The sequence below is a fragment of the Pantoea sp. SOD02 genome (assembly GCF_024707505.1).
GTDB classification, from domain to species: domain Bacteria; phylum Pseudomonadota; class Gammaproteobacteria; order Enterobacterales; family Enterobacteriaceae; genus Pantoea; species Pantoea symbiotica.
This window is the reverse complement of sequence record NZ_CP102604.1, coordinates 2,277,411-2,295,734: the sequence shown is the minus strand read 5'-3', so window position 1 is coordinate 2,295,734 and position 18,324 is coordinate 2,277,411. Positions and strand designations below refer to the sequence as shown.

Sequence of the window (18,324 nt, the reverse complement as noted above, 5' to 3'; positions counted from 1 at the left end):
TTGCAAAACAAAGATTGAAGCCAAATTAACGTGTAGGTTATCGGCATTGAGGCGGCCAGGTTTAGCGCGGCTGAATAAAAAAAAAGGCACCAAAAAAAGCGCGGCCACAAAGGGCCGCGCTCAAAATCAATGTATCTGGTTTACTCAGTTGGAGGTAGCAACAGATGCAGAAAAATATTCAACTGTTGCTTTAATCATCAGCGGAGTATTAGTCGCACTGGACCTTAATCGCCAATCCGCCGCGTGAGGTTTCACGGTATTTGGCGTTCATGTCCTTACCGGTTTCGTACATGGTCTCAATCACTTTATCCAGCGACACGCGCGGTTCACTGGTGCGACGCAGTGCCATGCGTGCGGAGTTGATGGCTTTCACGGAAGCGATGGCGTTACGCTCAATGCACGGCACCTGAACCTGGCCGGCGACTGGATCGCAGGTTAATCCCAGATTGTGTTCCATACCGATTTCCGCCGCGACGCAAACTTGCTCCGGGCTGCCGCCGAGCAGTTCCGCCAGACCGGCGGCCGCCATGGAACACGCCACGCCAACTTCGCCCTGACAACCCACTTCGGCACCTGAAATTGAGGCGTTCATTTTATACAGCACGCCAATGGCGCCAGAGGCGAGGAAGTAGCGGATAAAGATATCGGGCGTAACGGGTTCGATAAAGTGATCGTAATAGGCCAGCACCGCCGGCACGATGCCGCAGGCACCGTTGGTGGGTGCTGTCACCACACGACCACCGGCCGCATTCTCTTCATTGACCGCCAGCGCGAACATGTTCACCCAGTCGATGACATCCATCGGATCTTTCGAATGCTTAGAAGATGAAACCAGCAGACGGCGTAAGGAAGCTGCGCGACGTGGTACGCGCAGTGGGCCCGGTAGCACGCCTTCGGTATTGAGACCGCGATCGATACAGGCCTGCATGGTTTGCCACACATGACCAAAATAGGCGTGAATCTCGTCGCGAGTATGCAGCGCCAGTTCGTTTTTCATCACCAAACCAGACAGCGACAGGCCGCTTTCGCGACAATGGCTGAGCAGCTCTTTAGCAGAGTGGAACGGCCACGGCACAGAAACTTCGTCCAGCACCGGCTGGCCGAAATGCTCTTCATCAATGATGAAACCGCCGCCGATGGAATAGTAGGTTTTACTCAAGATCATCACATCGCCAGCGAAAGCGAACACCGTCATGCCATTCTCATGCAGCGACAGGTTTTCGCTGCGGAACACCATGCCGCCTTCACGGGGGAAATCCACTTCGCGCGCGCCCTTGGCTAACAGCAGACGTTCGCGTTGCTCCACGTCTTTGATGAACGCGGGAATGCCATCGATATCCACGGTGGCCGGTTCGAAACCCGCCAGGCCCATGATAATCGCGATATCGGTGTGGTGACCTTTGCCAGTGAGCGAAAGTGAACCGTAGACGTCGACCGCCACGCGCGTCACGTCCTGCAATTTGCCTTGTTCGGCCAGCAGATCAACAAACTGCTTGCCCGCTTTCATCGGGCCGACGGTATGTGAACTGGATGGGCCGATGCCCACTTTAAACATGTCAAAAACACTAATCACCGGTGACACTCCTCACAAATCTTATTCTGCACGGCAGAAGCCGTTTATGCGGCTAATAGTAATCGCCCATGTCGGATAACGAGCAGCTTTTCGCATGAAATAAACTAATTATAAACCACAGAAATAGTTATCCGTTTCTGCAGTTGTGAAGCGGATCGGTTTTTCTGGTGAAAGGCTCACGAAGTGGCGGATTTAGGGCAAATTGCTGGTTAGTTAAGCATTAATATGCATCTGTATGCAGGTGCGCATTAATGCGCACCCTACGATAAACGCGTCAATCCACTGTAGGGTCGCCATTTATGGTGACCGAAAGGCGCTTAACTGAGGAGCATTAGAGGATTTAAGGTAGGGCGATTTGTTGACCGAGCGCACGAATAATCCCGGCGGTCATGCCCCAGATAAAGTAATCCTCATACCATGACAACCAAACCTGATGTTGGCGATGACCGCGCCGTAAGGTGAGATCGCTGTAACGGCTCAAACGTAGTGCTTCCGCCAGCGGCATGGCAAAGGCGCTTTCCACTTCGTCCGGATTAAGCAGCAAAGCAAAATTGGCTGGAATAATGCCCACCACCGGCGTCACGGCGAAACCGGTGCTGCTGGTTACCGGCGGCAGAACGCCGATGATCTGCACTTGATCCGGCTGGATACCCACTTCCTCCTGCGCTTCACGCAGCGCGGTGTGGATCAGCGACGCGTCAGTGGCATCCTGCATGCCGCCGGGAAACGCCACTTGCCCCGCGTGTTTCCGCAGGTGTGATGAGCGGCGCGTGAGCAGCAAGCCGGGTTCCGCGCCGCTAATAACCGGCACCAGCACCGCCGCACGTCGTCCGCTGATAGCGCTTTTTGGCACGTGCAAAGGCGGTTGCAGGACAAAGCGGCTGAGGAATTGCTCAAGGGTTAAACTCATTTCAGGTCTCATCGCGCAGGCTGGGCAGAATACGATTCACCTTATGAAAGGTTTCCTGATATTCGGCGTTCAGGTCGCTATCCGCCACCAATCCACCGCCGGCGGCGCAGTAGAGCTGATGGTTTTCCGCAATCAGCGTGCGAATGGTAATGCTGGTATCCATGCTGCCGCACAGGCTGATGTAACCGATGCTGCCACACCACGCATTGCGGCGATGCGGCTCTAACTCTTCGATAATCTCCATCGCGCGGATTTTGGGTGCGCCGGTAATTGAACCGCCAGGGAAACAGGCGCGCAGCAGATCGGTAGCTTTCAGCGTCTCAGGCAAACGTGCACGCACGGTGCTAACCAGATGATGCACTGCCGGGAAAGGCTCGACCACGAACAGTTCCGGCACGCTGACGCTGCCGGGCACGGCCACGCGGCCAATATCATTGCGCAGCAGATCGACAATCATCAGATTCTCAGCGCGATCTTTCTCTGAGTTGGCGAGTTTCTCTGCCTGCAAACGATCGGCTTCGGCATCAGCAAGACGCGGCAAGGTGCCTTTAATCGGACGCGTTTCAATCTCCTGCTGCTGTAAAGAGAGAAAACGCTCAGGCGATAAACTCAGCAGCGCGCTGTTTGGCAAACGCAGGAAGGCGCTGAATGGCGCGCGATTCGCCTGCGTGAGACGCAAAAATGCCTGCCACTCATCGCCGCGATAGCCCGCCTGAAAGCGCTGCGCCAGATTCACCTGATAGCAATCACCGGCCTGAATATAAGCCTGCACCGCGTGGAACCGCTGCGCATAGGCGTCAAAACTGAGATTCGATTGCCATTCGCTGGTCAAGGAGAAGGGCTCGGCTGGCGGTGCGACCTGTGCTTGCAGCCATTGCCAGCGCTGTTCGGCATCGTTGAGCGAAATCAGCGTCAGTTTTTGCAGATGGTGATCGGCGATCAGCGCCCAGTCATAAATGCCCACCGCCATATCCGGCGTGGTGAGATCCTGCTGCGCACGCTGCGGCAGAGTTTCAAAGCGCCGTCCCAAATCGTAACCGAACAGACCCAATGCGCCGCCCTGAAAGGGTAAATCGGCATCAAAAGCGGGCTTAACACCCAGCGCGTCACATTGCTGTTGCACCAGCAGCAGTGGATCGGCGGCGGAGTGAATCACTTCATCACCACAGGTAATTTCGGTGCTGGCGCCGCGCGTGGTCAGTGTGGCGAGCGGGTCGGCGGTGAGGATATCAAAGCGGTTATCCGCGTGATCGGCCTGGCCGGAGGTCAGCAACATCGCCCAGCATTGGTGGGCGAGCGGAGCAAAAAGGTGTAACAGCGTTTCGGGCGTATACTTCAGAACGAGGCTTTTTACCATCATGGGACAAATCACTTCAGCAAGCAGGTGGCTAGCCTGACATATTTTTTTGTTGCTGGCACCCGTTTGTTCCACGTGGTAATAATGCGTCCCCCATGCACCAGGAGTGAATTATGTTTACAGGTCTTCCAGCGTTATCCCACGAGCAACAGCAGCAAGCGGTTGAACGCATCCAGGAATTAATGGCGGGCGGTATGTCGAGCGGACAGGCGATTGCGCAAGTGGCGCAGGAAATTCGTCAAACCTACAAAGGTGAAGCGATTCGGGCGATGTTCGAAGACGACGAGGATGAAGAAGACGACAACGAATAACGCCCAAACGGATTTTACAGCGCGGCGATGATTTTAATTTCGACTTTATACTTCGGGTTCATCAAACCGGCCTGCACGGTGCAACGCACCGGCGCATTGCCCGGTGAAACCCACGCATCCCAGGCGCGATTCATCGCCGGGAAATCGCTTTTCTCCACCAGAAAAATGGTGGCGTCGAGGATCTTGCTCTTATCCGATCCCACGCGCGTCAGAATGGCGTCAATCACTGCCAGCGCATTGGCAGTTTGCGCTTCCGCATCTTCATCCAGATTTTCCGGTACGCTGGTGTAATAGACGGTTTGGTTATGCACCACGGCTTCCGACATGCGGTGCTCAGGATCAATACGCGTAATGGTCATGCTGTTCTCCTTTAATTTTGCTGCGCTAGCCTGCCATATCCCAGGGGCGTATGTCATCTGTTGTGGTTGCCTGCCGGGAATCCTGACATAATTACAGTGGTTTTTATTTTTGATGTGAGGAAGTGTGGCAGACGATTTTGCAGCTGACGGCGCCCTGGCGCAGGCAATTCCGGGCTTTAAACCGCGTGAAGCACAGCGCCAAATGGCCAAAGCGGTCACCGAGGCGGTCAAAAAAGGCGGCGAGCTGGTGGTCGAAGCGGGCACCGGAACCGGTAAAACCTATGCCTATCTGGCGCCGGCATTGCGGGCGAAGAAAAAAGTCATTGTCTCCACTGGCTCCAAAGCATTGCAGGATCAGCTCTATAACCGCGATCTGCCCACCATCGCGCGTGCCTTGAAGTTCAGCGGCAAAACCGCGCTGTTGAAAGGGCGCTCCAACTATTTATGCCTCGAACGTCTTGAGCAGCAGAATCAAACCGGCGGTGATCTCAGCGTACAGGCGCTGGGCGATTTGATCAGCGTGCGCGGCTGGTCGTCAGAAACCACCGATGGCGACGTCAGCAACTGCAACGGCGTGGCCGAAGACAGCCCGATCTGGCCGTTTGTCACCAGCACCAACGATAACTGCCTCGGCAGCGATTGCCCGCTGTATAAAGATTGCTTCGTGGTCAAAGCGCGTAAAAAAGCCATGGATGCCGATGTGGTGGTGGTGAACCATCATCTGTTTCTCGCCGATTTGGTGGTGAAAGAGGGCGGCTTTGGCGAACTGATCCCAGAGGCTGATGTGATGATCTTCGATGAAGCGCATCAGTTGCCCGATATCGCCAGCCAGTATTTCGGTCAGCAGCTGTCGAGCCGCCAATTGCAAGACCTCGCCAAAGACATCATCATCGCCTATCGCACCGAAGTGCGGGATGTGCAGCAGCTTCAAAAATCTGCCGATCGCCTGGCGCAGTGCGCACAGGATTTCCGTTTGACGCTCGGCGAACCGGGCTTTCGCGGCAATCTGCGCGATTTGCTGAGCGACAACAACATCATGCGCATGTTTACCTTGCTGGATGATGCGCTCGAACTCTGTTACGACGTGATCAAACTGTCGCTCGGGCGCTCCGCGCTGCTGGACGCCGCCTTTGAGCGCGCGGCGCTGTATCGCACGCGCCTGAAACGTCTGCGCGCCATTGATGAGCCGGGCTTCAGCTATTGGTATGAATGTAACAGCCGCCATTTCACGCTGGCGCTGACGCCGTTGTCGGTGGCGGAACGTTTCCGGGAAGTGATGGATAACCGTAAAGCGGCGTGGATTTTCACGTCTGCCACGCTGGCGGTAAATGAGCAGATGAGCCATTTCTCCAGTCGCCTTGGCGTGGATAACGCCACCACCATGATTCTCGACAGCCCGTTCGATTACACCCAGCAAGCGCTGCTGTGCGTGCCGCGTAATATGCCGGAACCCAATCATCCCGGCGGCGCTCGCCAGCTGGCGCGCATGATGAAGCCGCTGATTGATGCCAACAAAGGCCGCTGCTTCTTCCTCTGCACTTCGCACAAGATGATGCGCGAGTTAGCCATCGAGTTTCGCGCTTCGATGACGTTGCCGGTGCTGCTGCAGGGCGAAACCAGTAAAGGACAGTTGCTGAAGCAGTTCCTCGAAGCCGGTAACGCGCTATTGGTCGCGACCAGCAGCTTCTGGGAAGGTGTCGACGTGCGCGGCGATGCGTTGTCGCTGGTAATCATCGACAAGCTGCCTTTTACCTCGCCGGAAGATCCGCTGCTCAAAGCACGCATGGAAGATTGTCGCCTGCGCGGCGGCGATCCCTTTAATGATGTGCAACTGCCCGATGCGGTGATCACCCTGAAACAGGGTGTGGGGCGTTTGATTCGTGATACGGAAGATCGCGGTGTGCTGGTGATTTGCGATCAGCGCCTGGTTTCACGCCCTTACGGCGGCCTGTTCCTCAACAGTTTGCCGCCCACGCCGCGCACCCGCGATATTGCGCGCGCCATCGAATTTGTCCGTCAGCCTGCGGATCACTAATTTGTGCCAGGCTGTGATAAGATGCGCGCCATTTTGACTCTCTGAGGTTGTTATGTCCGCCCGAATTTTAGCCCTGGACACGGCGACAGAAGCCTGTTCTGCCGCGCTGCAAAATCTGCAGCAGATTGATGCCCGCTTTGAAATCGCCCCGCGCGATCACACCCAACGTATTTTGCCGCTGGTGCAGGAGCTGTTGCAGGCGCAGCAGCTGGATCTGACCGCGCTTGACGTGCTGGCGTTTGGCCGGGGTCCGGGCAGTTTTACCGGCGTGCGTATCGGCATTGGTATTGCTCAAGGGCTGGCACTTGGCGCGAATCTGCCGATGATCGGCGTCTCCTCATTAGCGACTATGGCGCAGGGCGCGTGGCGTTTAACCGGCGCAACCCGCGTGCTGGCGGCGATTGACGCGCGTATGGGCGAACTCTATTGGGCTGAATATCAGCGCGACGAAAACGGCGAATGGCTGGGTGCGGAAACCGAAGCGGTGATCAAACCCGAAGTAGCACAGGAACGTATTGCGGCATTAAGCGGCGAATGGACTGCCGTTGGCACCGGCTGGCAAGCCTATCCGCATCTGTTGACCTCGCCAGGCGCACAGCTTATTGCTTCAGACGTGTTATTACCTGCCGCCGAAGATATGCTGCCGCTGGCGCTCAGCACCTGGCAGCGTGACGAAGCGGTCGCGGTGGAGAATGCCGAGCCGGTTTATCTGCGCAATGAAGTGGCATGGAAAAAGTTGCCGGGCCGCTAAGTCGCGCGCAACTTATCTCCGCGGGCTCAGTCTAATCAGAGAAATAACAGGAGAAGTGCTATGCCAATAAGTCGTAAAGGGATGTCTGGCGCTCTGTTAGCCTGCGCAATGCTGCTCAGCGGCTGTGTTTCGGTGCCAGATTCAATTAAAGGAAGTTCTGAGCTTCCACAGCAAGATTTACTGCGCGTGATGAACGCGCCGCAACTGTTTGTCGGCCAGGAAGCACGCTTCGGCGGGAAAGTGGTGAAAGTCACCAATCTTAACGACTTAACTCGCGTAGAGATTGCGACCCAACCGCTGGATGAGAGCGCGCGTCCGCGTTTGGGTGCAGCCTCGGTTGGCCGCATCTTTGCCGACATCCGTGGCTTTGTCGATCCGGTCGATTTGAATAACCAATACATCACGGTGCTGGGCAACATCAAAGGCATTGAGAAAGGCGATATTGGTAAGGCCAGCTACAACTTTGTGGTGATCGATGTGCGCGGTTATCAGCGCTGGCATCTGACGCAACAGGTGATGACGCCGCCGCAGCCGATTGATCCGTATATCTGGTATGGCCCAACGCGCCATCGTGCGGGATATTGGGGACCGAATCCCTATTGGGGCATGAACCTCGGCCAACCGGCGCAGGTGCAAACAATCCTTACCGAGTAAGTTTTTTATTATGTTATTTACGGCCCGGTCGCGGTGCTTGCGAACGGGCCTTTTTATTGGGCGCGCAACCGATGCGCGAAATTTAGTGATGCGCTTCGCAACCTGAAAATGCCGAAACAGGCAAACTGGTACAATCAGTTAAAATATTGTTAACAACATTGATTGTCGAGGCGGCGATGGCTACGCAACAAGATTATCGGGGTGATTCTTTGAATAAGGTTTGGCTCAAACGCTATCCGGCAGATGTCCCTGCGGAAATTAATGCGGATCGTTACGCTTCATTGGTCGATCTTTTCGAGCACGCAGCAGAGCAATACGCCGATCAGGTGGCTTTCATTAATATGGGCCAGCCAATGACCTATCGGCAGCTGGAAAAGCAGAGCCGCGCCTTTGCCGCCTGGCTGCAGCAAGGTTTAGGTTTGAAGCAGGGCGATCGCGTGGCGCTGATGATGCCAAACCTGCTGCAATATCCCGTCGCGCTGTTTGGCGTATTGCGCGCTGGCATGGTGGTGGTGAACGTCAATCCGCTTTACACGCCACGGGAACTCAAGCATCAGCTAGTTGATAGCGGTGCCAGCGCCATTGTCATCGTCTCGAACTTTGCCCACACGCTGGAAAAAGTGGTGGCCGAAACGCCGATCAAACATGTGATGCTAACGCGTATGGGCGATCAGCTGGCGCCGGTGAAAGCCACGCTGGTGAACTTCGTCGTTAAATACGTGAAAAAGCTGGTGCCGAAATACCACCTGCCGGGCGCGGTGCCGTTCCGCAGCGCCTTGTCGCAGGGCGAACAGATGACCTATCAACGCCCAACCGTGACCAATGACGATCTCGCCTTCCTGCAATACACCGGCGGCACCACCGGCGTGGCCAAAGGCGCGATGCTAACGCACCGCAATATGCAGGCCAATCTGGAACAGACCAAAGCTACTTACGGCAAACTGCTGCGTCCCGGCAAAGAGCAAGTGGTGACCGCGCTGCCGCTCTACCACATTTTTGCGCTGACGGTGAACGGGCTGCTGTTCCTCGATCTTGGCGGCACAAACCTGCTGATTACCAATCCACGCGATATTCCCGGCTTTGTCAAAGAGCTCAGCAAGTTCCCGTTTACCGCCATCACCGGCGTGAACACCTTGTTCAATGCACTGCTGAATGATGCCAATTTTAATAAGCTCGATTTCTCCACGCTGCGCCTGTCTGCAGGAGGCGGCATGGCTGTGCAAAAAGCGGTCGCCGAGCGCTGGGAAAAACTTACCGGACACTATCTGCTGGAAGGTTACGGCCTGACCGAGTGTTCGCCGCTGGTGTCAGTGAATCCGTATGACATCACCTGTCACACTGGCAGCATTGGTTTGCCGGTGCCGTCCACCGATGTGCGCATCGTCGATGATGAAGACAAAGATGTCGCGCCAGGCGAACCGGGCGAGCTGTGTATTCGCGGCCCGCAGGTGATGACTGGCTACTGGCAGCGCGCTGATGCGACCGATGAAGTGCTGAAAAATGGCTGGCTGCATACCGGTGATATTGTTACCGTTGATAGTGAAGGCTTTATTCGCATCGTCGATCGTAAGAAAGACATGATTCTGGTGTCAGGCTTTAACGTGTATCCTAACGAGATCGAAGATGTGCTGATGCAGCACGAGAAAGTGCGTGAAGCTGCGGCGATTGGTGTTCCCAGCGATCTGTCGGGCGAAGCGGTTAAAGTGTGCATCGTGAAGAAAGATCCCTCACTGACCAAAGAAGAGGTGCTGGATCACTGCCGTCGCCAGCTCACCGGCTACAAAGTACCGAAGATTATCGAGTTTCGTGACGAGTTGCCAAAGACCAATGTAGGCAAAATTCTGCGTCGCGAATTGCGTGATGAGGCGAAGCGAGAAGGGCAGTAATGCGCCATTCTCCTCAGGTTAACGCCGGCACAGTCCGGCGTTTTTATTGCTTTTAACATGGAGCGCTGCGCGTAGTTTGCCGCAGCGAGAAAGACAACGTGAATTACACCCTGATCGACCAAAATGACCAACTGGCCGCCGTGTGCGAGAAGGCACGCCAGCACGCTGCCGTGGCGCTGGACACCGAATTCGTGCGTACACGCACTTACTATCCGCAGCTCGGCCTGATTCAGCTGTTTGATGGCGACCAATTGATCCTGATCGATCCGCTTAATATCAGTGACTGGACGCCGTTTGTGGCGTTGCTGCAGGATAAGCAGGTCACCAAATTCCTGCACGCGGGTGGCGAAGATCTGGAAGTGTTCCTGCATCGTTTTAAATGCCTGCCCGATCCGATGATTGATACGCAAATTCTGGCGGCCTTTAGCGGCCAGGCGCTGTCGTGGGGTTTTGCCTCGATGGTGATGCATTTCAACCAGATTGAGCTGGATAAAAGTGAGTCTCGTACCGATTGGCTGGCGCGTCCGCTGACCGAGCGTCAATGCGAATATGCCGCCGCCGATGTCGCCTATCTGCTGCCGATTGCCCATCAGCTGGTGGCGCAAACCGAGGAAGCCGGCAATATGGCGGCGGCGTTAAGCGAATGCAATTTGCTGTGCCAGCGCCGCCTCGATGTGCTGCAGCCGGAAGAAGCCTGGCGCGATATCACTAATGCGTGGCAACTGCGTCCGCGTCAGCTGGCGGCGTTGCAGCGTCTGGCGGCATGGCGTTTAAACATCGCCCGACAAAAAGATATGGCGGTGAACTTCGTGGTACGCGAAGAGAATCTGTGGAAAGTGGCGCGCTTTATGCCAGGCAGCCTTGGTGAGCTGGATCATTTAGGTCTGAACGGCCATGAAATCCGCTTCCACGGTAAAGCGATGGTGGCGCTGGTGGCTGAAGCACAGGCGCAGGATGAATCAACCTTGCCGCCACCGCTGCCTAATCTGATCGATCATCCGCATTACAAGCAGGCGTTTAAAGCCATTAAAGCGCTGGTGCAACAGGTAAGTGAAGAGAGTGGTTTCAGTCAGGAACTGCTGGCATCACGTCGCCAGATCAATCAGGTGCTGAGTGTGCATTGGGGATTGAAAACCGCGTCGCGCACACCTGAATTACAGACAGGCTGGCGGGGCGATTTGCTGAAAGCGGGTATCGACGAGATTCTGCAGGCACTGTAACGGTAGTATTTTCCCCTGCGCAATACCGCAGGGGAAAATCAGGAAACCGCTTTAATCATTTAGGAACGTCTTCCGGCTCCGGCAGCGTTACGTTGAGCTCGAGGATGGAGATATCATCCCCTTTCTGATCCAGCTGAACGGTCACCATATCCGGGTCAATTTTTACGTATTTACAGATCACTTCCAAAATATCGCGCTTCAGCTGCGGCAGATAGTGGGGCTCACTGTCGCCCCTTCTGCGTTCGGCTACGATAATCTGCAGCCTTTCCTTGGCTATATTGGCTGTGTTCTTCTTACGGGATAAAAAGAAATCAAGTAATGCCATTGGTTATCCCCCGAACAGGCGTTTAAGGAAACCCTTCTTCTCTTCTTCAATAAAGCGGAAGGGGCGTTCTTCGCCAAGCAGGCGATCTACGGTATCAGCATAGGCTTTACCGGCGTCAGCGTTTGCGTCGAGGATCACCGGCTCACCCTGGTTAGAGGCGCGCAGGACAGATTGATCTTCCGGGATGACGCCAACCAGTGGAATGCGCAAAATTTCCAGCACATCTTCCATGCTCAGCATATCGCCACGGGTAACGCGGCCAGGATTGTAACGAGTCAGCAGCAGATGCTCTTTCACCGGATCCTGACTGTTCTCTGCACGACGGGATTTCGAAGAGATGATGCCGAGAATACGGTCGGAGTCACGTACTGAAGAGACTTCCGGGTTGGTGGTGATGATGGCTTCATCAGCGAAGTACAACGCCATCAGAGCGCCAGTTTCGATACCTGCTGGTGAGTCGCAGACGATAAAGTCAAACTCCATCGCCGCCAGATCGTTCAGCACTTTCTCAACGCCTTCACGCGTCAGCGCATCTTTATCACGCGTCTGTGAAGCTGGCAAAATATAAAGCTGCTCTGTACGCTTGTCGCGAATCAGTGCCTGGTTCAGCGTCGCGTCACCCTGAATGACGTTAACAAAGTCATACACCACGCGGCGTTCACAGCCCATGATCAAATCGAGGTTACGCAGGCCGATATCGAAATCGATGACGACGGTTTTTTTGCCTTTCTGCGCTAAGCCGGTGGCGATGGCCGCGCTTGACGTGGTCTTGCCAACGCCCCCTTTACCCGATGTAACTACAATAATGCGTGCCATAAATGTTGATTTCCTTAACGAAAGAAAAGGGGCTTAATTAAGTGTCTGAATGGTCAGCGCGCCATCTTGGAGACTCAGACGCGCCGCTTTACCAAAGAATTCCGCCGGAATGTGATCCATCATCCAATATTCCCCGGCAATAGAGACCAACTCTGCGGCGAGGTTGGTGCAAAAAATCTGGCTGTCGCGTTGTCCGCCGACACCGGCCAACGCGCGACCGCGCATCATGCCGTAAATATGGATGTTGCCGTCGGCAACCAATTCGGCACCGGCGCTGACGCTGCTGGTGACGATGAGGTCGGCATTGCGCGCATAAATCTGTTGGCCCGAACGCACCGGCGTATTAATGATGCGGGTTTTACTGGCGGCTTCAGCGATCACTGCCGGAACAACCGGCGCGGCTTCAACCATGGGAGCCGCAGCCTGTTTGCGGCTCTCTTTACCTTCCGAAAGTACCGGCAAACCCGCGCGGGCAATCATTTTTTTCAGGGCTTCATCTTTGCAACCGCTGACACCGACGATACGCAGACCGGTCGCCATCACCGCTTGTTGCATCTGTTTCCAGTTAATGTCGCCGGTTAGCGCAGAAACATTCAGCACCACCGGCGCATTCAGCAAAAAGGCAGGTGCCTGATCGATTTTGTCCTGTAGCGCCTGACGAATCACCTCGGGTTGCGAATGATGCAGATGAACGACTGACAGGGTAAAACTGCTTCCCTTGAATTCGATTGGCGTTTGCGACATCTGTGCTGACTCAGTCCTGTTTTACGACCCTTAAATGTACGCCGATAAAATCGGCAATAACATCAAACGGTCAATATTCGAAGTTCTGCAAGCATGTTATAGTTACTGCTATATTCAGGCAAGTGACGCCATCGGTTAATTCGAGTAAAAAATATGTTTTGTGTGATCTACAGAAGCCCGCAACGTGAACAGACTTATCTGTATGTTGAAAAAAAAGACGATTTTTCACGGGTACCAGAAGAACTGCTGCGTGGCTTCGGCAAACCCCAGCTGGCAATGGTGTTATCGCTGGATAAGCGCGACAAGCTGGCTAACGCGGATATCAATAAAGTTAAGCAAGGTTTAAGCGAACACGGCTATTATTTGCAAATTCCACCACCGGTTGAAAGTCTGCTCAACATTCATCTCGATCAGGGTAAAAAAGATTAATTCAGATTCATCTGTAAATATATCCTGTAGAAATAATCAGTGCTATTTGCGTTAATTAACTGCCCGCTTTAACCCTTTATTGCGGGCAATTATCAAAGCGTTTAGCTGATTTTGTTGTATACGATTAACGACTTTTGACAATTTCCGCCACGCCTGCCGCCATAAACCCGCTAATATATTCCACCTCAGCCTGCCGCGTTCCGGCACTGAGCCAGACTTCATCGCCAGATGCACTGGCGGCAAACACAACCAAAGCAGGGGAATAGCATGTATCAGCATCGTAACTGGCAGGGCGCTCTGTTGGATTATCCGGTCAGCAAAGTGGTTTGCGTCGGCAGCAACTATGCGAAGCACATAAAGGAGATGGGAAGTGCCACGCCAACCGAACCGGTGGTGTTTATCAAACCGGAAACTGCGGTGTGCGATTTGCGCCAGCCGCTGTCGATTCCGGCAAATTTTGGTGAAGTGCATCATGAAGTGGAGCTGGTAGTGCTGATTGGCTCAACGCTGAAACAGGCGAGCGAAGAGCACGTGGCGAAGGCGATTGCTGGCTATGGCGTCGCGCTGGATTTGACCTTACGCGACGTGCAGGCCGGTTTGAAGAAAGCGGGCCAACCGTGGGAAAAATCCAAAGGTTTCGATAACTCGTGTCCGCTGTCGGGTTTTATTCCCGTTTCTGAGTTTAGCGGCGATCCTCAGGACACCGAACTGAAGCTGATTGTTAACGGCGAAGTGCGCCAGCACGGCACGACCGCCGATATGATCCACAAAATTTTGCCGCTGATTGCCTATATGAGCCAGTATTTCACTCTGCGCGCGGGCGATGTGGTGCTGACCGGGACGCCAGAAGGCGTTGGCCCGATGCGTTCTGGCGATAAGCTGGAAATCACGCTGGCCGGTCACGGTATTTCGACGCGCGTTCTGTAAAACTTGCATCACCGCACCTGAACCTTTATAAGGTGCGGTCTCTTTGCTAACCCGGACCGCCATCATGACTGAACAACCTTTCTGGCAGACTAAACGCCTTGACCAAATGAACGACGCAGAGTGGGAATCCCTGTGCGACGGCTGCGGCCAATGTTGCCTGAATAAGTTGCAGGATGCGGACACCGACGAAATCTACTTCACCAACGTGGCCTGCAATCAGCTGAATATCAAAACCTGCCAGTGTCGTAACTACGAGCATCGTTTTGAGTTGGAAGAGAATTGCATCAAACTGACGCGTGAAAACCTCACCAGTTTTGAATGGCTGCCGCGCACCTGCGCCTATCGTGTTTTGGGAGAAGGCAAAACCTTGCCGGCGTGGCATCCGCTGATCGCCGGTTCTAAAAAGGCGATGCATGCGCAGCGCATTTCCGTGCGTTTTATTGCGGTGCGAGAGAGTGAAGTGCGGGATTGGGAAGAGCATATAATCGATCGACCGGATCGTAACGGTTAAGCATAAAACAGGCAGCCAAGGCTGCCTGTTTTGTTTGTGCTTAGCGCCCGAACAGATCGCGGCGTTTCGGTTTGAACGGTTGTGCAATCAGCACCAGCAGCGCCACCAGCAGATAAGCGGCAAAAATCACGATCATCCACTGCGGCATGCTCCAGGTCAGGAAGGTCCAGCCGCGCTCGGCGCAATCACCGCTCGCTACGAATACAGAAGGCAACCATTTATCCAGCGGCAACCAGGTTGGGAAACGCGCGGCAAAGTCGCAGGTGACAAACGGGTTGGGATGCAGTTGAATCATGGTGTGATCGTAAGAGAGGCGCGTGCCTTCAATCGCGCTGTAGATCCAGATGAGAATGGCCGCCCAGCGTAGCGGTGTTTTCGGCGCAATAGCGCCCACAATGCCCGCGCCCATCACGCCAAACAGCGCGCAACGCTCATAAATACACATTACGCAGGGCTGCAGCCCCATCACGTGCTGAAAATACAACGCCGTCAATTCAAACGCCAACGCCGTCAGGGCCAGCAGAAGCCAGGCACCGCGTCCACGCGAGCATTGATTCAAATATCGCAACATATTGCTTTTCCTGTAACCGTTAATGTTTCGCAGTGTAAACCAAAAGCGCAACCGTGCCAGCCAGGTAACGGGAAAAAATCATGTACAAAAATGACTTAAGTCGCGTTGAGGCCAAAAAAGTGTCTGTTGAGCGCATGACCCGAAGAGCGCAAGCTGCAGACGCAGCGCAAACGTGTGCCTGACCGGGGAATTTCCTCTGAATTCACGGCTGAATTTTGCGCCAGCGCGCGCTTTTAATCGGTTGGCAGGCTATTTCCGCTATAGCCGCTCTGGTATGATGAGTCGCATTACGATAAAGAAAGCAACGAGAAATAAATGCTATGGTGATTAAGGCGCAGAGCCCCGCGGGATTTGCTGAAGAGTATATTATTGAAAGCATCTGGAACAGTCGTTTTCCGCCGGGATCCATTCTACCTGCCGAACGTGAGCTTTCTGAACTGATTGGCGTAACACGCACCACGTTGCGTGAAGTGTTGCAGCGTCTGGCGCGTGATGGCTGGTTGACCATTCAACATGGCAAACCGACGCGCGTTAACGATTTCTGGGAAACCTCCGGTTTAAACATCCTCGAAACCCTGGCCCGACTCGATCACGATAGCGTCCCGCAGTTGATTGATAATTTGCTGTCGGTGCGCACCAACATTTCGTCGATTTTTATCAGCCGTGCGCTGCGTCATCATCCAGAAAAAGCGCGTGAAGTGCTGGAGAATGCGCTGATTGAGGAAGATAAAGCCGAAGCCTATACCGAGCTGGATTATCGCGTGTTCCGCGGCCTGGCGTTTGCCTCGGGCAACCCGATTTATGGTCTGATTTTGAACGGCCTGAAAGGCTTGTATACCCGCGTTGGTCGTCACTACTTCTCCAGCCTGGAAGCGCGTGAACTGGCGCGTAACTTCTATCGCCAATTGGCTGACCTGTGCGTGGCCAACCCATCGCAGGAGCAGATTGTCGATAGCGTGCGTGAATACGGACGCCGCAGCGGTGAGATTTGGCATAAGATGCAGAAAAGCATGCCGGACGATTTAGCCAGCAAGCGATAAAAGAAAAACCGGACCTCAACAGTCCGGTTTTTTGCTTTATAGCGTTGGGCCGCGCGCGGGTGAACGATCCAGCAACTCGACGCTGCCGTCTTCATTCTGTTGCTCCAGAATCACATCAAAGCCCCACAAACGATGCACATGCTTCAACACTTCTTTGCGGCTCTTATCGAGCGGCGCACGCTGTTGCGGCACATAACGCAATGTCAGTGAGCGGTCGCCACGTAAATCCACGTTGTAGACCTGAATGTTCGGTTCCAGATTGCTCAGATTGTATTGCGCCGACAACTGCTGACGAATGGCGCGATAACCCGCTTCATCATGGATCGCTGCAATTTCGAGGAAATTGTTGCGGTCATCATCCATTACCGTGAACAGACGGAAATCACGCATCACTTTCGGTGACAGGAACTGGCTGATAAAGCTCTCATCCTTAAACTCGCGCATGGCGAAATGCATGGTTTTCAGCCAGTCCGAACCAGCAATGTCCGGGAACCAGTAGCGGTCTTCTTCGGTTGGCGTCTGACAAATACGCTTGATGTCCTGGAACATCGCAAAGCCCAGCGCATACGGGTTGATGCCGTTATACCACTGACTGTTATACGGCGGCTGATACACCACGTTGGTGTGGCTGTGCAGGAACTCCATCATAAAGCGTTCCGACACTTTGCCTTCGTCATACAGATGATTAAGGATGGTGTAGTGCCAGAACGTGGCCCAGCCTTCATTCATTACCTGCGTCTGTTTCTGCGGATAAAAATACTGGCTAACTTTACGCACAATGCGCAGCACTTCACGTTGCCAGGATTCCAGCAGCGGCGCATTTTTTTCCATGAAATAGAGCAGGTTTTCCTGCGGTTCAGAAGGGTAGCGCGATGCCTCAATATGCACCGACTCCTTCTCTTTACGCGGCAAGGTACGCCACAGCGTATTAACCTGACTCTGCAAATACTCTTCACGGCTCTGCTGGCGAGCTTTCTCTTCCTGCAGCGAAATTTTCTGCGGACGTTTGTAGCGATCCACGCCGTAGTTCATCAGCGCATGGCAGGAATCGAGCAGCCGTTCAACTTCCTCCACGCCGTAGCGCTCTTCGCAGTCGGTAATGTAATTTCTGGCGAAGAGCAGGTAATCCACGATGGAACTGGCATCGGTCCAGCTGCGGAACAGATAGTTATTTTTGAAGAACGAGTTGTGACCGTAACAGGCGTGCGCCATCACCAGCGCCTGCATGGTCATGGTGTTCTCTTCCATCAAATAGGCGATACACGGATTGGAGTTGATGACGATCTCATACGCCAGGCCTTGCTGACCGTGCTTATAGCGCTGTTCCGTTTCGATGAATTTCTTGCCGAACGACCAGTGTGCATAGTTAATCGGCATACCCACGCTGGAGTAGGCATCCATCATCTGTTCGGAGGTGATCACTTCAATTTGGTGCGGATAGGTTTCCAGTCCGTAACTTTTGGCTACGCGGTCAATTTCCGCCAGATAATCATCCAGCAGTTCGAAAGTCCAGTCGGGACCATCACTGAGTCGTTTACTGTTGCGGGTTGGCTCGTCAAAGATTGTCGTCATAGCGCACCTCTGTTTTGCAAGCGGCAGGAATTACCTGTCACGATCGTTTAAGGCCTCATCCTGAGTAAAGATGGCCCAATAAAACTGAGCGAACACTTCAATGATAGTCCACTGTCGCCTATCCGAAACTGAATCTCAATCGAATTCTTTTGGCAGAAAATCATTCAAAAAGCGTTAGTTAAGTCGATACTGATGACAAATATTGGTTTTATTTTATTTGTCAGAACAATATTCTGTTTATAAGTGGATTGTATGACTGCGGCGCTTTCTCCTGAAAAAAGTCAAAACCGCTGCCATCCGCATAATAAATTGCTGATTAAGGGATTTAAGGCA

19 protein-coding genes are annotated in these 18,324 nt (G+C 53.9%); 10 read left to right on the top strand and 9 right to left on the bottom strand.

Annotation, left to right across the window (positions count from 1 at the left end; genetic code table 11):
- Positions 1–208: 208 nt before the first annotated feature.
- The 3 genes from NR302_RS10695 to pabB all read right to left on the bottom strand — a co-directional run bounded on the left by NR302_RS10695 (position 209) and on the right by pabB (position 3,843).
- Positions 209–1,573 carry an L-serine ammonia-lyase gene (locus NR302_RS10695; RefSeq protein WP_061718726.1) on the bottom strand — a complete coding sequence of 455 codons (1,365 nt, stop codon included), beginning with the start codon at positions 1,571–1,573 and terminating at the stop codon, positions 209–211.
- A gap of 340 nt (positions 1,574–1,913) precedes the next feature.
- Positions 1,914–2,483 carry a CoA pyrophosphatase gene (locus tag NR302_RS10690; protein ID WP_258143427.1) on the bottom strand — a complete coding sequence of 190 codons (570 nt, stop codon included), beginning with the start codon at positions 2,481–2,483 and terminating at the stop codon, positions 1,914–1,916.
- Between the two features lies 1 nt (position 2,484).
- Entirely contained in the window at positions 2,485–3,843 is a 1,359-nt protein-coding gene (gene pabB / locus NR302_RS10685; RefSeq protein ID WP_258143426.1) for an aminodeoxychorismate synthase component 1, read from the bottom strand.
- 110 nt (positions 3,844–3,953) lie between these two features.
- Here pabB and NR302_RS10680 point away from each other — a divergent pair, with 110 nt between their 5' ends.
- Positions 3,954–4,151, top strand: coding sequence for a YoaH family protein (locus NR302_RS10680; RefSeq protein WP_008110398.1), 198 nt, complete (start codon positions 3,954–3,956; stop codon positions 4,149–4,151).
- A gap of 14 nt (positions 4,152–4,165) precedes the next feature.
- Here NR302_RS10680 and NR302_RS10675 read toward each other — a convergent pair whose 3' ends face one another.
- The gene (locus tag NR302_RS10675) at positions 4,166–4,510 is read right to left on the bottom strand and encodes a RidA family protein (RefSeq protein WP_061718729.1); all 345 of its coding nucleotides are present in this window, start codon (positions 4,508–4,510) and stop codon (positions 4,166–4,168) included.
- 124 nt (positions 4,511–4,634) lie between these two features.
- On the opposite strand from NR302_RS10675, the gene NR302_RS10670 reads away from it, so the two are divergent.
- From NR302_RS10670 to rnd, 5 genes are all read left to right on the top strand, one after another.
- A complete protein-coding gene (locus NR302_RS10670) occupies positions 4,635–6,545 on the top strand; it encodes an ATP-dependent DNA helicase (protein ID WP_008110394.1) in 1,911 nt (636 codons plus the stop codon).
- A 52-nt stretch (positions 6,546–6,597) separates the two neighbouring features.
- Positions 6,598–7,296, top strand: a complete 699-nt coding sequence (gene tsaB / locus NR302_RS10665) for a tRNA (adenosine(37)-N6)-threonylcarbamoyltransferase complex dimerization subunit type 1 TsaB (RefSeq protein WP_258143425.1) — start codon at positions 6,598–6,600, stop codon at positions 7,294–7,296.
- A gap of 60 nt (positions 7,297–7,356) precedes the next feature.
- Positions 7,357–7,950 carry a Slp family lipoprotein gene (locus NR302_RS10660; RefSeq protein ID WP_154156357.1) on the top strand — a complete coding sequence of 198 codons (594 nt, stop codon included), beginning with the start codon at positions 7,357–7,359 and terminating at the stop codon, positions 7,948–7,950.
- 209 nt (positions 7,951–8,159) lie between these two features.
- Positions 8,160–9,836, top strand: coding sequence for a long-chain-fatty-acid--CoA ligase FadD (gene fadD, locus NR302_RS10655; protein WP_179450650.1), 1,677 nt, complete (start codon positions 8,160–8,162; stop codon positions 9,834–9,836).
- Positions 9,837–9,934: 98 nt separating this feature from the next.
- Positions 9,935–11,056 carry a ribonuclease D gene (rnd, locus tag NR302_RS10650; RefSeq protein ID WP_179450652.1) on the top strand — a complete coding sequence of 374 codons (1,122 nt, stop codon included), beginning with the start codon at positions 9,935–9,937 and terminating at the stop codon, positions 11,054–11,056.
- Positions 11,057–11,111: 55 nt separating this feature from the next.
- On the opposite strand, the gene minE is transcribed toward rnd, so the two are convergent.
- The 3 genes from minE to minC are packed head-to-tail and all read right to left on the bottom strand — an operon-like array spanning position 11,112 to position 12,941.
- Positions 11,112–11,381 (bottom strand): cell division topological specificity factor MinE, encoded by a 270-nt coding sequence (gene minE, locus NR302_RS10645; protein ID WP_007889661.1) that lies wholly within the window; start codon positions 11,379–11,381, stop codon positions 11,112–11,114.
- Between the two features lie 3 nt (positions 11,382–11,384).
- Positions 11,385–12,197, bottom strand: coding sequence for a septum site-determining protein MinD (gene minD / locus NR302_RS10640; protein WP_007889662.1), 813 nt, complete (start codon positions 12,195–12,197; stop codon positions 11,385–11,387).
- A 33-nt stretch (positions 12,198–12,230) separates the two neighbouring features.
- Complete coding sequence (gene minC / locus NR302_RS10635) at positions 12,231–12,941, bottom strand: septum site-determining protein MinC (protein ID WP_258143424.1); 711 nt, start codon at positions 12,939–12,941, stop codon at positions 12,231–12,233.
- Positions 12,942–13,094: 153 nt separating this feature from the next.
- On the opposite strand from minC, the gene NR302_RS10630 reads away from it, so the two are divergent.
- The 3 genes from NR302_RS10630 to NR302_RS10620 all read left to right on the top strand — a co-directional run bounded on the left by NR302_RS10630 (position 13,095) and on the right by NR302_RS10620 (position 14,808).
- The gene (locus tag NR302_RS10630) at positions 13,095–13,370 is read left to right on the top strand and encodes a YcgL domain-containing protein (protein WP_007889664.1); all 276 of its coding nucleotides are present in this window, start codon (positions 13,095–13,097) and stop codon (positions 13,368–13,370) included.
- Positions 13,371–13,637: 267 nt separating this feature from the next.
- Positions 13,638–14,297 (top strand): fumarylacetoacetate hydrolase family protein, encoded by a 660-nt coding sequence (locus tag NR302_RS10625; protein ID WP_258143423.1) that lies wholly within the window; start codon positions 13,638–13,640, stop codon positions 14,295–14,297.
- Between the two features lie 64 nt (positions 14,298–14,361).
- Positions 14,362–14,808: a YcgN family cysteine cluster protein gene (locus NR302_RS10620; protein ID WP_008110381.1), complete on the top strand. Its 447-nt coding sequence runs from the start codon at positions 14,362–14,364 to the stop codon at positions 14,806–14,808.
- 40 nt (positions 14,809–14,848) lie between these two features.
- Here NR302_RS10620 and dsbB read toward each other — a convergent pair whose 3' ends face one another.
- The gene (gene dsbB / locus NR302_RS10615) at positions 14,849–15,379 is read right to left on the bottom strand and encodes a disulfide bond formation protein DsbB (RefSeq protein WP_154156351.1); all 531 of its coding nucleotides are present in this window, start codon (positions 15,377–15,379) and stop codon (positions 14,849–14,851) included.
- A gap of 320 nt (positions 15,380–15,699) precedes the next feature.
- Here dsbB and fadR point away from each other — a divergent pair, with 320 nt between their 5' ends.
- Complete coding sequence (gene fadR / locus NR302_RS10610) at positions 15,700–16,419, top strand: fatty acid metabolism transcriptional regulator FadR (protein WP_008110376.1); 720 nt, start codon at positions 15,700–15,702, stop codon at positions 16,417–16,419.
- Between the two features lie 36 nt (positions 16,420–16,455).
- On the opposite strand, the gene NR302_RS10605 is transcribed toward fadR, so the two are convergent.
- Entirely contained in the window at positions 16,456–17,991 is a 1,536-nt protein-coding gene (locus NR302_RS10605; RefSeq protein ID WP_008110374.1) for a SpoVR family protein, read from the bottom strand.
- Positions 17,992–18,324 lie beyond the last annotated feature (333 nt).